This is a genomic window from Nocardioides okcheonensis (genome assembly GCF_020991065.1).
GTDB classification, from domain to species: domain Bacteria; phylum Actinomycetota; class Actinomycetes; order Propionibacteriales; family Nocardioidaceae; genus Nocardioides; species Nocardioides okcheonensis.
This window is the reverse complement of record NZ_CP087710.1, coordinates 1,572,084-1,590,272: the sequence shown is the minus strand read 5'-3', so window position 1 is coordinate 1,590,272 and position 18,189 is coordinate 1,572,084. Positions and strand designations below refer to the sequence as shown.

The 18,189-nt window shown below is 72.5% G+C and carries 18 protein-coding genes; 12 read left to right on the top strand and 6 right to left on the bottom strand.

Translation table 11 applies throughout. From position 1 onward, the window contains the following. Nucleotides 1–132 precede the first annotated feature (132 nt). The 6 genes from glgX to LN652_RS07610 all read left to right on the top strand — a co-directional run bounded on the left by glgX (nt 133) and on the right by LN652_RS07610 (nt 9,148). Nucleotides 133–2,304: a glycogen debranching protein GlgX gene (gene glgX, locus LN652_RS07635; protein WP_230444070.1), complete on the top strand. Its 2,172-nt coding sequence runs from the start codon at nt 133–135 to the stop codon at nt 2,302–2,304. Continuing rightward, the gene (treY, locus tag LN652_RS07630; RefSeq protein ID WP_230444069.1) at nt 2,301–4,601 is read left to right on the top strand and encodes a malto-oligosyltrehalose synthase; all 2,301 of its coding nucleotides are present in this window, start codon (nt 2,301–2,303) and stop codon (nt 4,599–4,601) included. Before glgX ends, treY begins: the two co-directional genes overlap by 4 nt. Further along, complete coding sequence (treZ, locus tag LN652_RS07625) at nt 4,598–6,346, top strand: malto-oligosyltrehalose trehalohydrolase (RefSeq protein ID WP_230444068.1); 1,749 nt, start codon at nt 4,598–4,600, stop codon at nt 6,344–6,346. The genes treY and treZ overlap by 4 nt, the downstream gene beginning before the upstream one ends. Before the next feature lie 94 nt (nt 6,347–6,440). Further along, nucleotides 6,441–7,247 carry an NPCBM/NEW2 domain-containing protein gene (locus LN652_RS07620; protein ID WP_230444067.1) on the top strand — a complete coding sequence of 269 codons (807 nt, stop codon included), beginning with the start codon at nt 6,441–6,443 and terminating at the stop codon, nt 7,245–7,247. A gap of 344 nt (nt 7,248–7,591) precedes the next feature. Then, nucleotides 7,592–8,707 carry a peptide chain release factor 2 gene (gene prfB, locus LN652_RS07615; protein WP_230444066.1) on the top strand — a complete coding sequence of 372 codons (1,116 nt, stop codon included), beginning with the start codon at nt 7,592–7,594 and terminating at the stop codon, nt 8,705–8,707. Between the two features lie 6 nt (nt 8,708–8,713). Further along, a complete protein-coding gene (locus tag LN652_RS07610; RefSeq protein ID WP_230444065.1) occupies nt 8,714–9,148 on the top strand; it encodes a TY-Chap domain-containing protein in 435 nt (144 codons plus the stop codon). On the opposite strand, the gene LN652_RS07605 is transcribed toward LN652_RS07610, so the two are convergent. Genes LN652_RS07605 through LN652_RS07580 form a run of 6 tightly spaced genes read right to left on the bottom strand, consistent with a single transcriptional unit; the run spans nt 9,149 to nt 12,099 of the window. Further along, nucleotides 9,149–9,436: a hypothetical protein gene (locus tag LN652_RS07605; protein ID WP_230444064.1), complete on the bottom strand. Its 288-nt coding sequence runs from the start codon at nt 9,434–9,436 to the stop codon at nt 9,149–9,151. Continuing rightward, nucleotides 9,433–9,759: a hypothetical protein gene (locus tag LN652_RS07600; protein WP_230444063.1), complete on the bottom strand. Its 327-nt coding sequence runs from the start codon at nt 9,757–9,759 to the stop codon at nt 9,433–9,435. The genes LN652_RS07605 and LN652_RS07600 overlap by 4 nt, the downstream gene beginning before the upstream one ends. Continuing rightward, nucleotides 9,756–10,241, bottom strand: coding sequence for a hypothetical protein (locus LN652_RS07595; RefSeq protein WP_230444062.1), 486 nt, complete (start codon nt 10,239–10,241; stop codon nt 9,756–9,758). The genes LN652_RS07600 and LN652_RS07595 overlap by 4 nt, the downstream gene beginning before the upstream one ends. After that, nucleotides 10,234–10,575 (bottom strand): hypothetical protein, encoded by a 342-nt coding sequence (locus tag LN652_RS07590; RefSeq protein ID WP_230444061.1) that lies wholly within the window; start codon nt 10,573–10,575, stop codon nt 10,234–10,236. The genes LN652_RS07595 and LN652_RS07590 overlap by 8 nt, the downstream gene beginning before the upstream one ends. A 4-nt stretch (nt 10,576–10,579) precedes the next feature. Continuing rightward, nucleotides 10,580–11,782: a WXG100 family type VII secretion target gene (locus tag LN652_RS07585; RefSeq protein ID WP_230444060.1), complete on the bottom strand. Its 1,203-nt coding sequence runs from the start codon at nt 11,780–11,782 to the stop codon at nt 10,580–10,582. Further along, complete coding sequence (locus LN652_RS07580; protein ID WP_230444059.1) at nt 11,779–12,099, bottom strand: hypothetical protein; 321 nt, start codon at nt 12,097–12,099, stop codon at nt 11,779–11,781. Before LN652_RS07580 ends, LN652_RS07585 begins: the two co-directional genes overlap by 4 nt. A gap of 144 nt (nt 12,100–12,243) precedes the next feature. Here LN652_RS07580 and ftsE point away from each other — a divergent pair, with 144 nt between their 5' ends. From ftsE to LN652_RS07550, 6 genes are all read left to right on the top strand, one after another. Further along, nucleotides 12,244–12,933 (top strand): cell division ATP-binding protein FtsE, encoded by a 690-nt coding sequence (ftsE, locus tag LN652_RS07575; RefSeq protein ID WP_230444058.1) that lies wholly within the window; start codon nt 12,244–12,246, stop codon nt 12,931–12,933. A 51-nt stretch (nt 12,934–12,984) separates the two neighbouring features. Continuing rightward, entirely contained in the window at nt 12,985–13,896 is a 912-nt protein-coding gene (gene ftsX / locus LN652_RS07570) for a permease-like cell division protein FtsX (RefSeq protein WP_230444057.1), read from the top strand. A 108-nt stretch (nt 13,897–14,004) separates the two neighbouring features. Next, nucleotides 14,005–15,276 (top strand): M23 family metallopeptidase, encoded by a 1,272-nt coding sequence (locus tag LN652_RS07565; protein ID WP_230444056.1) that lies wholly within the window; start codon nt 14,005–14,007, stop codon nt 15,274–15,276. Nucleotides 15,277–15,420: 144 nt separating this feature from the next. Continuing rightward, nucleotides 15,421–15,900 carry an SsrA-binding protein SmpB gene (gene smpB, locus LN652_RS07560; RefSeq protein WP_230444055.1) on the top strand — a complete coding sequence of 160 codons (480 nt, stop codon included), beginning with the start codon at nt 15,421–15,423 and terminating at the stop codon, nt 15,898–15,900. 4 nt (nt 15,901–15,904) lie between these two features. Next, nucleotides 15,905–16,783: an amidohydrolase family protein gene (locus tag LN652_RS07555; protein WP_230444054.1), complete on the top strand. Its 879-nt coding sequence runs from the start codon at nt 15,905–15,907 to the stop codon at nt 16,781–16,783. A 253-nt stretch (nt 16,784–17,036) separates the two neighbouring features. After that, entirely contained in the window at nt 17,037–18,170 is a 1,134-nt protein-coding gene (locus LN652_RS07550) for an ROK family transcriptional regulator (RefSeq protein WP_230444053.1), read from the top strand. Nucleotides 18,171–18,189 lie beyond the last annotated feature (19 nt).

The window sequence follows — 18,189 nt, the reverse complement described above, 5'->3', positions numbered from 1 at the left end:
AGCCCCCGGCCACGGCGCCCCGAACTGCCTTCATGGTGCGCGGCCGAGCGCTGGTGACGGTCGTCACCGGGCCCCACCCCGGTGGATGGTCGTCCCAGCCGGAGGGCCGGAAATGCCAGTAGCGTCGAGGCCATGACGGAGACCTGGCCGGGTTCGGCCTACCCCCTGGGCGCGACCTACGACGGCAGCGGCACCAACTTCGCCCTCTTCAGCGAGGTCGCCGAGCGCGTCGAGCTGTGCCTGATCGACGAGGGCAAGGACGGCACCCGCACCGAGACCCGCGTCGAGCTCACCGAGGTCGACGCGTTCGTGTGGCACGCCTACCTCCCGGGCGTGCAGCCCGGCCAGCGCTACGGCTTCCGCGTGCACGGCCCGTGGGACCCCGAGAAGGGACTGCGCTGCAACCCCGCCAAGCTGCTGCTCGACCCCTACGCGAAGGCCACGGTCGGCGAGTACGAGTGGGACCGCTCGGTCTTCTCCTACGACTTCGACGACCCCGAGGCCACCAACGACGACGACTCGCTGCCGCACGTGATGCTCGGCGTCGTCATCAACCCGTTCTTCGACTGGGAGGGCGAGAGCCGACCGCGCACGCCCTACCACGAGACCCTCGTCTACGAGGCGCACGTCAAGGGCCTCACCCAGCTCCACCCCGACGTCCCGGAGAACCTGCGCGGCACCTACGCCGGCATCGCCCACCCGGCCGTCGTCGAGCACCTCACCAAGCTCGGGGTGACCGCGATCGAGCTGATGCCGGTCCACCAGTTCGTCCAGGACGACGCGCTGGTGCAGAAGGGCCTGCGCAACTACTGGGGCTACAACACCATCGGCTTCTTCGCCCCGCAGGAGTCCTACGCCGCCACGACCGGCCTGGGCCAGCAGGTCCAGGAGTTCAAGGCGATGGTCAAGGCGCTCCACGCCGCGGGCATCGAGGTCATCCTCGACGTGGTCTACAACCACACCGCCGAGGGCAACCACCTCGGCCCGACGCTGTCGATGAAGGGCATCGACAACGTCGCGTACTACCGCCTCGTCGAGGACGACCTGCAGTACTACATGGACTACACCGGCACCGGGAACTCCCTCAACGTCCGCCACCCGCACTCGCTGCAGCTGATCATGGACTCGCTGCGCTACTGGGTGACGGAGATGCACGTCGACGGCTTCCGCTTCGACCTCGCCTCCACGCTCGCCCGCGAGTTCTACGACGTCGACAAGCTGTCCACCTTCTTCGAGCTCGTCCAGCAGGACCCGGTGGTCAGCCAGGTCAAGCTGATCGCCGAGCCCTGGGACATCGGCCCCGGCGGCTACCAGGTCGGCGGCTTCCCGCCCCAGTGGACGGAGTGGAACGGCGCGTACCGCGACACCGTCCGCGACTTCTGGCGCGGCGAGCCGGCGCTCGGCGAGTTCGCCTCCCGCGTCGCCGGGTCGTCCGACCTCTACGAGAACTCCGGTCGCCGCCCGTTCGCCAGCATCAACTTCGTCACCGCGCACGACGGCTTCACCCTGCGCGACCTCGTGTCCTACAACGAGAAGCACAACGAGGCCAACGGCGAGGACAACAACGACGGCGAGGGCCACAACCGCTCGTGGAACCACGGCGTGGAGGGCCCGACCGACGACGAGCACGTCAACGCGCTGCGCTCGCGCGAGCAGCGCAACTTCATCACCACCCTCCTGCTCAGCCAGGGCGTCCCGATGCTGCTGCACGGCGACGAGCTCGGCCGCACCCAGGACGGCAACAACAACGGCTACGCCCAGGACAACGAGCTGACCTGGGTGCACTGGGACCAGGCCGACCAGGGGCTCATCGAGTTCACCGCAGCCGTGTCCCGGCTGCGCCGCGAGCACCGCACCTTCCGGCGGCGGCAGTTCTTCACCGGCCAGGCCGACGAGAACGGCCTCGACGACATCGTCTGGCTGCACCCCGACGGCCGGCCGATGGAGGAGGGCGACTGGGACAGCGGCCAGAAGTCGCTCGGGATGTACCTCAACGGCGACGCGATCAACACCCGCGACTCCCGCGGCAAGCCGATCACCGACGACCACTTCCTGCTCTTCTTCAACGCCGACGGCGACCGCGAGGTGACCCTCCCGCCGGCCGCGTACGCCGAGGCGTGGGACGTCCTCATCGACACCGGCGGCGTCGCCGACGACCGCGGCACCTGCCCGGCCGGCTCCACGCTGCCGCTGGGCGAGCGGTCCACGCTGGTGCTGCGCGAGCACGTCGAGACCGTCACGGAGGAGACCGACAAGTCGGTGTCCGCATCGTTGAGCTCCCCGACGGGAACCGAGGCGCCGTGACCGCACCCGGACGTCGTACGCCGCACAGCACCTACCGCCTCCAGGTCAGCCCCGACTTCACGCTGCACGACGCCGCGCGGGTCCTGCCCTACCTCCACGACCTCGGCGTCGACTGGGTCTACCTCTCGCCGCTGCTGGCCTCCGAGCCGGGCAGCACCCACGGCTACGACGTCGTCGCCTTCGACCACGTCGACCCCGAGCGCGGGGGAGAGGAGGGCCTCGCGGCGCTCTCCGCCGAGGCGCGGCGCCTGGGGATGGGCGTCCTCGTCGACATCGTCCCCAACCACGTCGGCGTCGCCACCCCGAGCGAGGACCCGTGGTGGTGGGACGTGCTGCGGCTCGGCCGCGCCTCCGAGCACGCCAGCGCGTTCGACGTCGACTGGGCGGCCGGCGACGGCCGGATCCTGATCCCCGTCATCGGCGACGACGACGAGGACGCGATCCGGGTCGTGCGGCCCGGGACCGACAAGGGCGAGGTCCGCTACCACGACCAGCGCTTCCCGCTCGCGCCCGGCACGAGCACCCTCGAGGAGCAGCACTACGAGCTGGTCAGCTGGCGCGCCGCCGACGACGACCTCAACTACCGCCGCTTCTTCGCGGTCAACACCCTCGCCGCGGTGCGGGTCGAGGACCCCGAGGTCTTCGCCCAGACCCACGTCGAGGTGAAGCGCTGGTTCGACGAGGGCCTCGTCGACGGCCTGCGGGTCGACCACCCCGACGGCCTGCGCGACCCGAAGCGCTACCTCGACGACCTCGCCGCGCTCACCGGCGGGGCGTACGTCCTGGTCGAGAAGATCCTCGAGCCCGGCGAGCGCCTGCCGGCCGAGTGGGCGACCGCCGGCACCACCGGCTACGACGCCCTCGCGCTCATCGACCGGGTGCTCACTGACCCGGCCGGGGAGGCGCCGCTGACCGCGCTCGAGGACCGGCTCCGCGGTGCCCCGGTCGACTGGGCGCAGATGGTGCACGACAACAAGCGCGCCGTCGCCGACGGCATCCTGCACTCCGAGGTCCTGCGGATCACCCGCGAGGTCACCACCCACCTCGGCGACGACGCCCCCGACGAGGACGCCGTCGCCGACGCGGTCGCCGAGCTGCTCGCCTGCTTCCCGGTCTACCGCTCCTACCTCCCCGAGGGCCGCGCCCACCTCGAGGAGGCGTTCGCCCTCGCCCGCGAGCAGCGACCCGACCTCTCGGACACCCTCGCCGTGCTCGAGCCGGTGCTGCACGACGAGTGGGGCCAGCCCGCGCGGCGCTTCCAGCAGACCTCCGGCATGGTGATGGCCAAGGGCGTCGAGGACTGCTCCTTCTACCGCTGGTCGCGGCTCACCTCGCTCAACGAGGTCGGCGCCGACCCGTCGGTCTTCGCGGTCGACGTCGACGCCTTCCACGTCGCGATGGCCGACCGCCAGCGCGACTGGCCCGACGCGATGGTCACGCTCTCCACCCACGACACCAAGCGCGGCGAGGACGTCCGCGCCCGGATCACCGTGCTCGCCGAGGAGCCCGGCCACTGGGAGCGGGCGCTCGAGGAGCTGCTGCGGCTCGCGCCGGTCCCCGATCCCGGCTTCGGGTCGCTGCTGTGGCAGGCCGTCCTCGGCGCATGGACCCCCGACCACGCGGACGACCTGCGCGAGCGGCTGCACGGCTACGCCGAGAAGGCGATGCGCGAGGCCGGCGACCGCACCACCTGGACCGAGCCGGACGAGGCGTACGAGTCGGCTGTGCACGCCGCGGTCGACGCCGTCTTCGACTCCGACGAGGTGCGCGCGGTGCTGACCGACCTCGCCGCACGGATCGACGCCCCGGCCCAGGCCAACTCGCTCGCGGCCAAGCTGGTCGCGATCACCATGCCGGGCGTGCCCGACGTCTACCAGGGCAGCGAGCTGTGGGAGACCTCGCTCGTCGACCCCGACAACCGGCGCCCGGTCGACTTCGACCACCGGGCCGCGGTGCTCGCCGGCACGGACGAGGACGACGCGGCCACCAAGCTCCACGTCACCTGCACGGCGCTGACCCTGCGCCGCGAGCGGCCGGAGCTGTTCACCGGCTACGCGCCCGTCGAGGCCACCGGCGACAGGGCCGGGCACGTCGTGGCGTTCGACCGCGGCGGCGCGATCGCCGTCGCGACCCGGCTCCCGGTCGGCCTCGCCGCCGCCGGCGGCTGGGGCGACACCACCCTCGACCTCCCCGAGGGCCGGTGGCACGACCTGCTCACCGGCCTCGACACCGACGGCCGGCTCGCCGACCTGCTCGCCGCCCACCCGGTCGCCCTGCTCGTGAGGAGGGACTCGTGACGCGCGGACCCTTCGACGTCTGGGCGCCGCGCCCGCAGCGGGTGCGGCTGCTCTGCGGCGACAACGCCGGCGGCACGGTCATCGAGATGCAGCGCGGGGACGACGACTGGTGGAGCCCCGCCGAGCCGCTCCCGGCCGCTGCCGATCACGACTACGTCGACTACGGCTACCTCCTCGACGACGACCCGGATCCGCGGCCGGACCCGCGCTCGCGGCGGCAGCCGGGCGGCGTGCACGAGCTGTCGCGGCGGGACCGCACGACGTACGAATGGCAGGACGCCGGGTGGACCGGCCGCCAGCTCGCAGGCTCGGTGGTCTACGAGCTCCACGTCGGGACCTTCACCCCGGGCGGCACCCTCGACCACGCGATCGAGCGGCTCGACCACCTCGTCGACCTCGGCGTCGACCTCGTCGAGGTGATGCCGGTCAACGCGTTCAACGGCACCCACAACTGGGGCTACGACGGCGTGGCGTGGTTCGCCGTCGCCGAGCCCTACGGCGGTCCGGACGCCTACCGGCGCTTCGTCGACGCCTGCCACGCCCGGGGCCTCGGCGTCGTGCAGGACGTCGTGCACAACCACCTCGGCCCGTCGGGCAACTACCTCCCGCTGTTCGGGCCGTACCTCAAGGACGGCCGCAACACCTGGGGCGACCTGGTCAACCTCGACGGCGAGGGGTCGGCGGAGGTGCGCCGCTACGTCCTCGACAACGTGCGGATGTGGTTCGAGGACTACCACGTCGACGCGCTGCGCCTCGACGCCGTGCACGCGCTCAGCGACACCTCCGAGGTCCACCTGCTGGAGGAGATGGCGATCGAGACGGCCGCGCTGTCCGCCCACCTGCGCCGTCCGCTGACCCTGATCGCCGAGTCCGACCTCAACGACGCGCGCATGGTCACGCCCCGCGAGGGCGGGGGTCGCGGCCTCGACGCGCAGTGGAGCGACGACTTCCACCACGCGGTCCACGTCGCGCTCAGCGGGGAGACGACCGGCTACTACGCCGACTTCGAGCCGCTCGAGGCGCTGGCCAAGGTGTGCGAGAAGGGGTTCTTCCACGACGGCACGTTCTCCTCGTTCCGTGGCCGCGACCACGGGCGCCCGGTCGACACCGCCCGGATGCCGACGTGGCGGCTCGTGGTCGCCAACCAGAACCACGACCAGGTCGGCAACCGCGCCCGCGGTGACCGGCTGGCCGAGCACCTCGACGACGACCAGCTCGCCTGCGCGGCGCTGCTCACCCTCGCCGGCCCGTTCACGCCGATGCTGTTCATGGGGGAGGAGTGGGCCGCGTCGACGCCGTTCGCGTTCTTCACCTCCCACCCCGAGCCCGAGCTCGGGAAGGCCACCGCCGAGGGGCGGATCGCGGAGTTCGAGCAGATGGGCTGGGACCCCGACGACGTGCTCGACCCGCAGGACCCCGACACGTTCCACCGCTCGCGGCTCGACTGGGACGAGCGCTCGACGGGCCGGCACGCCGTCGTCCTCGACTGCTACCGCCGGCTCGGCCGGCTGCGGCGCGAGCTGCCGCAGCTCACCGACCCGTCCTTCGACGAGGTCTCCTGCAGCGTCGAGGGCCGGCTGTTCACCATGCGGCGCGGCGACCTGCTCGTCGTCGTCAACGTCGGGGAGACCGAGGTGACGCTCGACGTGGACGCGACGGAGGTGCTGTTCGAGACCCCGTCGGGGGTCGAGCTGGACGGCGGGACCGTGGTCGTGCCGCCGCACGGTGGAGCCCTCCTGCGATAGGTGGGTCGGTCCCGCAACTTTTTACCTTCGCGCATAGTCTCCCTGTCCGTACGGGCCTCGACGAGGCCGACCACACGACGACGGGGACTTCCTCATGAACCGCACGATCACCTGGGCCGCGACCGCGGCCCTCGCCCTCAGCCCCCTCGCCCTCGCGGCGTCCAGCACCGCGGCGCCGAGCGTGCACGCGAAGGCGGCGAAGACGTACTCCGTGACCGCGAAGGTCAACACGGACGTCGCCATCGCCAAGGAGGACACGGTCAAGGTCAAGGGCCGCGTGACGCCGAAGGCCAAGGGCCAGAAGGTCATCCTCCAGCAGCGCGTGGGCAACAAGAAGAAGTGGACCGTCACCGGCTCCGCGAAGATCAAGAAGAACGGCACCTACAAGCTCACCGACAAGCCGACGACCCCCGGCTCGCGCGAGTACCGCGTGCTCAAGCCCGGCTCGAACGGCATCAAGAAGGGCTTCAGCAAGCCGGTCCAGGTCGAGGTCTACCGCTGGGAGAACCTCGCCTACCGCACGGCCGGCCCGAACACGAACATCACCCCCGGTGGCGTGAACATCGGTGCCCAGTTCTACGGCGCCAGCCTCTTCACCTCGACCGCGAACACCGCGTCGACCATCGAGTACACGCTGGGCCGCAAGTGCATCCAGCTGCGCGCGACCTACGCGCTCACCGACGAGTCCGCCACCGGCGCCACCGGTGCGGTCACGGTGAGCGCCGACGGCACCGTCGTCGCCAACAAGGCGCTCGCGGTCGGCACCATCTTCGCCGACGAGACCGTCGACATCACCGACGCGTTCCGCCTGAAGATCGACGCCACGGCCACCGCTCCCGCCACGGCCCCCACGGCCGCCACGGCCGCGGTCGCCACCCCCGAGGTCCTCTGCACCCGCTGACCCTCGGGTCACGGCACGACACACGGTCCGCAACGGCGGGCACCACCGGGAATCACAGGCCCGGGGGTGCCCGCCGTTGCTCGTCCCGGGGCTGGGCGGTCGGGCACCATGAAGGCAGTTCGCGCTCACGTGCCGGGTGTCCACGCTCGGCTGGGCCCCACGCGCGTCGAACTGCCTTCATGATGCGCCGGACGGACCGCGTGCTCGGGACGTCCGGCCGGGCGCCGCGCGGACCGCTGTTCCGCCTTCCGGGTCGACGTGCAGCGGCTCTGCACGCCCTGACCGCCCGCGACCGCCACCCGTGATCAGGCCCCGCCGGGGTGTTGGCCGTAGTGTTGGCTCCTGTGGCAGGCATCGACTTCGACCAAGAGATCAAGCAGCTCCAGGCGACCATGAAGACCATCGGTCAGGTCCTCGACCTGGACAAGATGCGCGGCGAGATCGCCGACCTGGGCGAGCAGGTCGCCGCACCCGACCTCTGGGACGACGTCGAGAGCGCCACCCGGATCACCGGGCGCCTCTCCGCGCTGCAGGGCGAGATGGACCGCTTCACCGGGCTCGAGACCCGCATCGAGGACCTCGGGCTGATGGTCGAGATGGCCCAAGAGGAGGGCGACGCCGACACGCTCGCCGACTCCGAGGCCGAGCTCACCCGGATCAAGAAGTCGGTCGAGTCGCTCGAGATCCGCACCCTGCTGTCGGGGGAGTACGACGAGCGTGAGGCGATCGTGACGATCCGCTCGGGCGCCGGTGGTGTCGACGCCGCCGACTTCGCCGAGATGCTGATGCGGATGTACACGCGCTGGGCCGAGCAGCACAAGTACGGCGTCGAGGTCTACGACGTGTCCTACGCCGAGGAGGCGGGCATCAAGTCCGCCGAGTTCGCGATCCACGCGCCCTACGCCTACGGCACCCTCTCGGTCGAGGCAGGCACCCACCGCCTGGTGCGGATCAGCCCGTTCGACAACCAGGGCCGCCGCCAGACGTCGTTCGCCGCGGTCGAGGTCGTGCCGGTGCTCGAGCAGACCGACGAGATCGAGGTCGACGAGAACGACCTGCGCGTCGACGTCTTCCGCTCCGGCGGTCCCGGCGGCCAGTCGGTCAACACCACCGACTCCGCGGTCCGCCTCACGCACATCCCGACCGGCATCGTCGTGTCCTGCCAGAACGAGAAGTCGCAGCTGCAGAACAAGGCGTCCGCGATGGTGGTCCTCAAGGCCAAGCTGCTCGCGAAGCAGAAGGCCGAGGAGGCGGCGCTCAAGAAGGAGCTCAAGGGCGACGTCGCCGCGAGCTGGGGCGACCAGATGCGCAACTACGTCCTCAACCCGTACCAGATCGTCAAGGACCTGCGCACCGGCTTCGAGTCCGGCAACCCCAGCGCGGTCTTCGACGGCGACCTCGACGACTTCATGGAGGCCGGCATCCGCTGGCGCCGCGGGGCGGAGAAGGTCGAGGCCTGACCCGGGATGTCGGCCTGGGACGCGGTCCGGGACCGGCTCGAGGGTGAGCTCGCCTCGCTCGGCGACGGCGAGTTCGTCGTCGTGACGGAGCCCGAGCCGCCCCGTGCACCCGCCCGCGGGCTGCTGCGTCGTCGTCCGGCGCCCGACCCGGTCCGCTGGGTCCAGGCCCGGCGCGACGGCGACCTGGCCTACGCCGAGTGCGTCGGCGCGACGTCCTTCGGCGGCGACTGGGACGTCGACGCCGCCACCCACCAGCGGCTGCGCGACCTCGGCTGGCTCGCCCCGGGCGACGACGACCCGACCGGCACCCAGCCGTCCTACCCCGCGTACTGGTGCGTCCTGCCGCACGCCGAGGCGGCCCGCGTCGCGGGCCTGGCCCGGGACGCGCTCGCGCTGCTCGGCGCCGACCCGGCGACGCTGGAGTGGCGCCGCGGCGCCTGACTACTCGTCGGGCTCGAGCGCGCCGGGCGGCAGGACGGTGCTGAACACCCGGTAGAGCGTGGTCGCGGTGGTCGGCAGGAGCGCGCCCGACTCGTCGTCCAGGACGTGGGTGCCGTCGGCGCCGTCGACCGCGACGAGGTCGCGCCGCTCGCCGGCCCAGCCGACACGCACCCGCCAGGCGACGGCCGCACCGACCTCGCCGAGCGCCGCCCGGCGGACCTCGTCGTCGTCGGCGAGGAGCCGCGCGGCCAGGTCGTCCGGGGCCGGACGCCGCCCGCCGCCGGTCACGCGGCGAGGCCCGTGCGCGTCATCCGCACGAGGGCCGCGGCGAGGTGCGACGGCGGCAGCACCATCAGCTGGTGGAGGCCGGGCCGGACCGCGAGGACGACCACGGCGCGCTCGGCGTCGACCGCGGCGCGGTGCCGCTGGAGGCCGTCGCCGGCCAGCAGCACCTCGAGGGTGACGAGCGGGTCACGCAGCGTCGCCACGGCCTCGCCGACGCCGGCACCGTCGAGCTCGCGGGCGGTGGCGGGGTCGAGGTCGCCGGCGCCGAGGAGGGCCGTGACACCGGCGTCGTCGAGGCGGACCACGCCGTCCTGCGCGGTGATCATGCGCCGCCCCCGACCGGCACGGGCGCCGGGTCACCGGTCAGCGGACGCCACGCGGCGGCCACCTCGGCGAGCTCGTCGGCCAGCGCGTCGTAGTCCCAGGTCTCGACGGTCGCGGTCAGCGTCCACCCGCGGCCGGCGTCGGCGACGAACCACTGCTCGAGGGTGAGCGCGCGGGCCGAGGCGTCGACGTGGTGGGCCAGCCGGCGACCGCCCGGACGCCCGTCGACCTCGAGCCGCTCGAGGTCGACGACGAGGTAGTCGCGCAGCATCCGCGGCAGCACCTCGTCGGAGGCCACCTGCCAGTCGCGGAAGGTGAGGCCGCCAAGGTCGTCGCAGGTCAGGACGAGGTTGGCTCGGAACCGGTCGGGCCGGTCGAGGTCGAGCGGCTCGACGGCGGTCCAGAGGGTGCCGGGGCCCGGACGGGCCACCTTGTCCCACCCCTGTGGCACCGCCGGCGGCGAGAAGCGGGGGAGGTCAGGCACGGGCCGACCCGACCTGCTCGCGGTACCACCGCGGCTGGACCAGTGACGGGACGGGCAGCGGCAGCGCGGCGTAGGCCAGCCAGGTCAGCAGCCCCGCGACGACCAGCACCACCCCGGGCCACGCGGGTGCGTCGAGCCGCTCGGCCGCGCCCAGCAGGGCGCCCCCGACCAGGGTGACGGCGAGCGCCGGCCAGAGCACGAGGACGTTGCGCTGGGCGAAGTCGCGGTGCGTGCCGCGGGCCCAGCGCCGCGCGGCGGGCGTACGCCCGAGCCGCTGCCAGGTGTTGAACCCGGCGAGCGCGAGGCCGCCGAGCAGCATGAGCAGGTAGATCATCGCCTCAGTCCCAGAACGAGAGCGCGTCACCGACGTCGGACAGGGCGTCCCCGGCGTCGGAGAGCCGGTCACCGGCCCAGTCTGCCGCAGCGTCCGCGGCGTCGCCGACCGGGTCGAGGATCGCCTGGCCGACCTCGGAGCCGACGAAGCCGCCGATCGCACCGCCGACGATGCCGCCGACGACGCCGCCGACGACGGTGCCGACGCCCGGGCAGATGGCGGTGCCGATCGCGCCGCCGGCCCACGCGCCGCCCTGGGCGCCCGCCCAGGCGCCCGCGGCGGTGGTGGCGCCCATGGTGCCGGCCCGGGTGCCGCGCTCGACGTCGCCCATCGACGGGTCGTCGGCGTCGGCCTGCCACTGGTTCCACCCGGCGCTGACGGCCGTGACGACGGTGCCGGCGCGGCCGGCCCACTTGCCGGCGGTCGCCCAGCCGTTGCGGGCCGCGGCGCTGTAGGGCCGGGCGTGGAAGTTGTCGCTGTTGCCGGCCGCCCAGGCGCGCTGCCAGAAGCTCATGCCGCTGGCGCTGGCGAAGCGGCCGTTGATCCGCGGCTGGAAGATGCCGTAGCGGCCGTTGACCATCCAACCCACCCCGGCGCCGAAGCCCAGGCCGCCGAGGCCGAAGAGCCACGAGCCGATGTCGTCGCCGTCGGCGAAGTCGGGGGGCAGGAAGCCGAGGCGCTGGAGCAGGTCGACCACGAAGCCGTCCCCGGTGGACTTCTTGACGCCGTCGCCGAGGCGCTTGTGGGCCTCCTGCTCCTTGGTGCGGGCGGCGTCGGCGACCTCGACCGCCTCGTTCCAGGCCTTCACGACGTCGTTGTGCGCGGTGACCTGCGCGGGCGTCGCGTCCGTCGGCGCCTCGGGCCGGACGAGCGACTCGCCGCTGGTGCGCACGCCGCCGGCGACGCCGACGCTGCGGGCGTGGGCCATGCGCGAGCGGACCACGTCGAGCTCGCCGGCGAAGTCGGTGAGCGCCGAGCCGAGGGACTCCAGGCGCTTGTCGAGCTCGCGCAGGTCCTTGACGGCGGCGTCCACGCGGACCTCGAAGGCGTCACCCGCCTGCCCCTGCCACGTGCCGGCGGTGCGCACCGCCCGGCGTACGTCCTCGACGCCGGTCGTGACGGTCGTCCGGGCGGTGCCGATGTCGGTGGCGGCCGTACGACAGGCCGCGGGGTCGCCGTGGACGACGAGGTCGAGGAGGTCGCTCATCGGGCGAGACCCCCCGCACGCTGCTGGGAGGAGGCCGCGGACGCCTGGTCGGTGGCGCGCACGTCGGCGGCGGTGGTGCGGACCGACTCGGCCATCGAGGCGACCTCCTCGGCGACCGCGGCGACCACCTCGGCCAGCGAGGCGAGGGCGGTGCCGACCTCGTCGGTCGACACGCCCGCGTCGGGCTTGGTGCGCAGCCCGGGCGCCGCGTCGGCGAGGTCGCTCCCGGCCGTCTCGAGGACTCCTGCGGCCGACTCCAGGGCCGCGGGGTCCACCTGCAGCGTGGTGGCGGGTCCTCCGGTGCTGGGCGAGCTCATGGGGTGGATCCTCCCACCGGGGCGTACGTCCGAAACCTCCCGGGCCTCGCGCCGCCACCGCGCCGGCACGCCCCACGCACTCCAGGGGTTGCACCGCGGCCGGGATTCGCGGATCGCGTCCACCCCTGACGTAGCCTCGACGCCGTGATTCGCTTCGAGAAGGTCTCCAAGACCTATCCCGGCCACCCCCACCCGGCGCTCGACAACATCTCCGTCGACGTCGAGAAGGGGGAGTTCGTCTTCCTGGTGGGGTCCTCGGGCTCGGGCAAGTCGACCTTCCTCCGCCTGGTGCTGCGGGAGTACCGCCCGACCGCGGGCCGGGTCTACGTCGCCGGCAAGGAGATCAACCGGCTCGCGAGCTGGAAGGTGCCGCGGCTGCGTCGCGACATCGGCACCGTCTTCCAGGACTTCCGGCTCCTGCCCAACAAGACGGTCAGCGAGAACGTCGCGTTCGCCCTGCAGGTGATCGGCAAGTCGCGCAAGGAGATCAAGGACGTCGTCCCCGAGACCCTGGAGCTGGTCGGCCTCGGCGGCAAGGGCGACCGGATGCCCGACGAGCTCTCCGGCGGCGAGCAGCAGCGCGTCGCGGTGGCCCGCGCGTTCGTCAACCGGCCGATGATCCTCATCGCCGACGAGCCGACCGGAAACCTCGACCCGACCACCTCGGTCGGCATCATGAAGCTGCTCGACCGGATCAACCGCACGGGCACCACGGTCGTGATGGCCACCCACGACTCCTCCATCGTCGACCAGATGCGCAAGCGGGTCATCGAGCTCGAGAACGGCCACGTCGTGCGCGACCAGGCGCAGGGCGTCTACGGCCACCAGAACTGACCTCCCGCCCAGCAGCCACAGCAGCCACAGCAGATCGAGAGCCTTCCCTCCATGCAGCTTCGCTACGTCTACTCCGAGCTCGGCCAGGGCCTGCGCCGCAACCTGTCGATGCACCTGGCCGTGGTGCTCACCCTGTTCGTGTCGCTGACCCTCGTCGGCCTCGGCGTGCTGTTCAACCAGCAGGCCGCCAAGGCCGCCGACCACTGGGGCAACCAGCTCCAGATCACCGTCTACCTCTGCCGCGTCAACGACAGCAGCGCGGTCTGCCCGAACGCGGTCACCGACGCGCAGAAGACCGAGATCGCCGCGGTCGTCGACGACAACCCCGAGGTGGCCGACTACCACTTCGAGTCCAGCGAGCAGGCGCTCGACAAGGCCCGTGAGCTCTACGGCGACGAGCTGTTCTCCGGCGACAACCCCGCGATCACCGCGGAGGACATGCCGCAGACGATCTGGATCACGCTCGACGACCCCGAGCAGTACGAGGGCATCACCAGCGCGGTGCAGGGCCTCGACGGCGTGTCGAAGGTGCGTGACATGCGCGAGCAGGTGGCGCCGATCCTCGACTCGATCAACATGCTGCAGTGGGTCGCGCTCGGCACGGCGGCGTTCCTCGTCTTCGCCGCGCTGCTGCTGGTCGCCAACACCATCCGGCTGGCGGCCTTCGCGCGCCGCAAGGAGATCGGCATCATGCGGCTGGTGGGAGCGTCCACGCTCTACATCGCGCTGCCGTTCCTCCTCGAGGCGCTGGTGACCGCGCTCATCGGCGTGGCGCTCGCGGTCGGGGCGCTGGCGGGCTTCATGTACTTCGGCATCGACGAGCTGTCGCAGAACCGGCTCAAGTTCGTCCCGTGGATCGGGATGCCCGAGTTCTGGCTCTCCGCCGCGTCGGTCGCGATCCTCGGCCCGCTGCTCACGCTGCTGCCGACACTCGTGCTGACGCGCAAATACCTCAAAGTCTGATCGGCGCGGGTTAGCGTCTCCTCGACCTCCCGTCGCCGACGGCGGGGGAGGTCACCCTTCCCCGCTTCCCCAACGCAAAGGCTTCCCCCGGTGCGTCCCCTTCCCCGCTTGACGCTGCCCCGTACCGCCCACCGCCGCCTGGCTACCTCGATGGCCCTCGCGATGGCGCTGGGTGTGTCCTCCTTCGCGGTCGCGCAGGCCGCCGACGACCTCAAGGACAAGCAGAAGCAGGTCGAGCGCGAGGTCAGGGGCGCCCAGCGCGACCTCGACGAGTCGAGCGCCGACCTGCAGGAGGCCACCGCCCGCCTCGACGCGGCCCGGGACCAGCTCGCGACCGCCAAGACCGAGCTCGCCACCGCGCGCGGCAAGGTCGAGGTGGCGCAGGAGCGCGACGCGCAGATGCAGGCCGAGCTCGCCGCCGCCGAGGCCGCGCTCGCGGCCGCCGAGGCGGCCCTGACCCAGGGCCGGGCCGACGCGGAGGCCCAGCGTGAGCAGGTCGCCTCCACGGTCGCCGACATGTACTCCGAGGGCGACCCCGAGCTGATCGCGTTCTCCTCCCTGCTCGACGCGGAGTCGACCGAGGAGCTCACCCGCCGCAACGGCGTGCGCGACGTGATCGTCGGCCAGGAGGCGCGGGCCTACGACGAGCTGAAGGCGGCCGAGGTGCTGCTGCAGGTCCAGGAGCAGCAGGTCTCCGCGGCGCGCGACGACGTCGCCGCGAAGCGCCAGGCGGCCGCCGAGCACCTCAGCCTGATGCAGGCCCTGGAGGCGGAGGAGCAGGCCGCCAAGGACTCGGTCGTCTCCCTCGTCCTCGAGCGTCGCGACGCCCAGGAGGGCGCCCGCAAGGCCCGGGCCCGGGACGCGGCCAAGCTCCGCGAGCACCTCGCCGAGCAGAAGAAGATCGAGGAGATGCTCAAGCGCCGCGCGGCCCGCGCGCTGGCCCGCCAGCGTGCCCAGGCCCGCTCGCAGTCGTCGGGCACCTCGACCGGGCTGCTGCTCAAGCCGGTCGACGGCTACGTCACCTCGCCGTTCGGCTACCGCGAGCACCCGATCTACCACTACTGGGGCCTCCACGACGGCGTCGACTTCGGTGGCGGCTGCGGCACCCCGCTGCGCGCCGCCGCGCCGGGGCGGGTCGTGTCGTCGTACTGGAGCGACGTCTACGGCCACCGGCTGATCATCGACAACGGCGCGATGGCGGGGGTCGGTCTGGCCACCATCTACAACCACGCCAGCAGCTACAACGTGGGAGTCGGCGACCAGGTCCAGGAGGGCCAGGTCATCGGCTACGAGGGCAGCACCGGCTGGTCGACCGGCTGCCACCTGCACTTCACGGTCATGGCCAACGGCAAGGCCGTCGACCCGATGAACTGGTTCTGATCGGCCACGACCGAGCGCAGCGAGGTCGTGACTGGCCGATCAGGTTGAGGAGCGATGCGTCGACCTGAGCGAAGCGAAGGACGACGTGCTCGCGTCACGAAACCTCTCCTCTATCGATTGGACACCTCCTGAGAGAATGGGTCCATGGCGAAGGAGCAGGGCCAGAAGATGGTCGCGCAGAACAAGAAGGCGCGCCACGACTACCACATCGAGGACACCTGGGAGGCCGGGCTCGTCCTGATGGGGACCGAGGTCAAGTCGCTGCGCCAGGGCCGTGCCTCGCTGGTCGACGGGTTCGCCGAGATCGACGGCGGGGAGGCCTGGCTGCTCGGCGTGCACATCCCGGAGTACAGCCAGGGCACGTGGACCAACCACGCCGCGCGCCGCCGCCGCAAGCTGCTGCTCAACCGCTCGGAGATCGACAAGATCGAGCGCAAGATCACCGACAAGGGCTACACGATCGTCCCGCTCTCGCTCTACTTCAAGGACGGGCGCGCCAAGGTCGAGATCGCGCTCGCCAAGGGCAAGAAGGCCTACGACAAGCGGCACACCCTCGCCGAGCGGCAGGCCAACCGCGAGAAGGTCGAGGCGGTCCAGCGCCGGCTCAAGGGGCACCGGGACTGACGGCGTGACCGACCCGCGCGCGTTCGCCGAGGACCTCGGGCTCCCCGGCCTGCAGGACCTGCACACCCACTTCCTGCCGCCGCGGGTGATGGCCAAGGTGCGCGCGCAGTTCGACTCCGCCGGCCCGCTGATCGGGCGGCCCTGGCCGCTGCACTACCGCGACGAGGACGACGCCCTGGTCGAGGTGCTGCGGTCCTTCGGTGTGCGCCGCTTCACCGCGCTGCCCTACGCCCACAAGCCCGACATGGCCGAGTTCCTCAACGACTGGGCCGCCGGCTTCGCCGCCCGGGTGCCCGAGGCCGCGGTCTGCGGCACCTTCTTCCCCGAGCCCGGCGTCGAGGCGTACGTCGCCGCGCGCTCGGATCCCGGCCCGGGCCGCGTCGAGGTCTGGAAGGTGCACGTCCAGGTCGGCGCCTTCACCGTCACCGACCCGCTGCTCGACGAGGCGTGGGGGATCCTCGCCGACACCGGCGCACCCGTCGTGCTCCACGCGGGCAGCGGCCCGGTGCCGACCGAGCACACGGGGCCGGCGCCCGTGGCCGACCTGCTGCGCCGCCACCCCCGGCTGCGGCTGGTCGTCGCCCACGCCGGCGCGCCGGAGTACGCCGAGTTCCTCGCGCTCGCCGAGGACCACGAGCGGGTCGCGCTCGACACCACGATGGCGTTCACGCCGTTCTTCGAGGAGATGGGCGGCGCGTACCCGCCCGACCTGCTGCCGCGGGTGCGCGACCTCGGCCTGGCGGGCAGGGTCCACCTCGGCAGCGACTTCCCGAACATCCCCTACCCCTACGCCGTCCAGCTCGACGCGCTCGCCCGGCTCGACCTGGGGGAGGAGTGGCTGCGCGCGGTGTGCTGGGACAACACCGCCGCGCTGCTCGGCTGACGTACGCCGGGTCCCGCCTGCCCGCCCGAGCGGTGTCCAACCCACACTCTCGGCGCCAGGAATGTGGCTCCGGCACCGCCCAGGGGCGTGGCGTACGGCGCCGCGCCCGGGAGCGGTGTCCCACCCACCCTTTCGGCGCCAGGAACGTGGGTGGGACACCGCTCCAGCCAGTGACCGGGGGTGGTCTGGACCGCTCGCGCCAGTAGCCTGCCAAACCTTGACCGGCATAAGTAAGTGCGCTGAACTAACTAATGTGACCCCGCACACACCGGTCGGCCGCCCGCTCCGGCCCCAGGGCAAGCTCCTGCAGGAGGACGCCCGCCGCCACCACCGCTCGCTGCTGCTCCAGCAGCTGTTCCGGGAGGGGCCGGCCAGCCGCGCCGACCTCGCCCGGGCGAGCGGGCTGACCCGCGTGACGGTCTCGGACCTCGTCGGCGAGATGGTCGCCGACGGGCTGGTCACCGAGCTCGGAGCCCCCGCCGAGAGCCGGGTCGGCAAGCCCCCCACGCTCGTCGGCCTGGCGGCGGACTCCAGCCACGTCATCGCGCTCGACCTCTCCGAGACCGACCGGATGACCGGCGCCGTCGTCAACCTCGCCGGCACCGTGCTCTCGCACCACACCGTCCACGTCGACGGGGCGGTGGGGGAGGAGGCCGTACGCCTCGTGGTCGAGCTGGCCACCGCGCTGCGGGCCATGACCGACCGGCCGGTGCTGGGCATCGGCGTCGGCAGCCCGGGCATCGTCGACAGCGCCGGCACCGTGGTCGACGCGCCCAACCTGGCGTGGACCGACCTGCCGTTGGCGGCGCGCCTCGACGCCGAGCTCGACCTGCCCGTCTACGTCGCCAACGACGCCAACACCGCCGTCCTCGGCGAGCACACGTTCGGCGACTCCGGCGACGGCGGCCTGATGGTCATCCGGGTCGGCACCGGCGTCGGCGCCGGGCTCGTCGTGGGCGGCTCGTTGCTGCACGGCCACCTCGGCGCCGCCGGCGAGATCGGCCACGTCGTGGTCGACCCGTCCGGCGACCCGTGCGCCTGCTCGCGCACCGGCTGCCTGGAGACGGTGCTGTCCGCGCCGCGGCTGCGGCGGCGTACGTCCGCGCCGGGCGTCGACGGTGCCGCCGTGCTGGCCGCGGTCGGCACCCGCCTGGGCGAGGTCCTCGCCCCCATCGTGGCCGTGCTCAACCTCCACGAGGTCGTGCTGTCCGGCCCCACCGAGCTGCTCGACGGACCGCTGCTCGACGCAGCGGACCGGACCATCCGCGAACGGACCATGCCGATCAGCTCGGCCGGCCTGACCGTCCGCACCTCCAAGCTGGGCGAGGACGTCGTCGTCGTCGGTGCGGCGGTCCTGGTCCTGGCCGGCGAGCTGGGCGTCTCGTGAGCGCCCGACCCTCCACCCC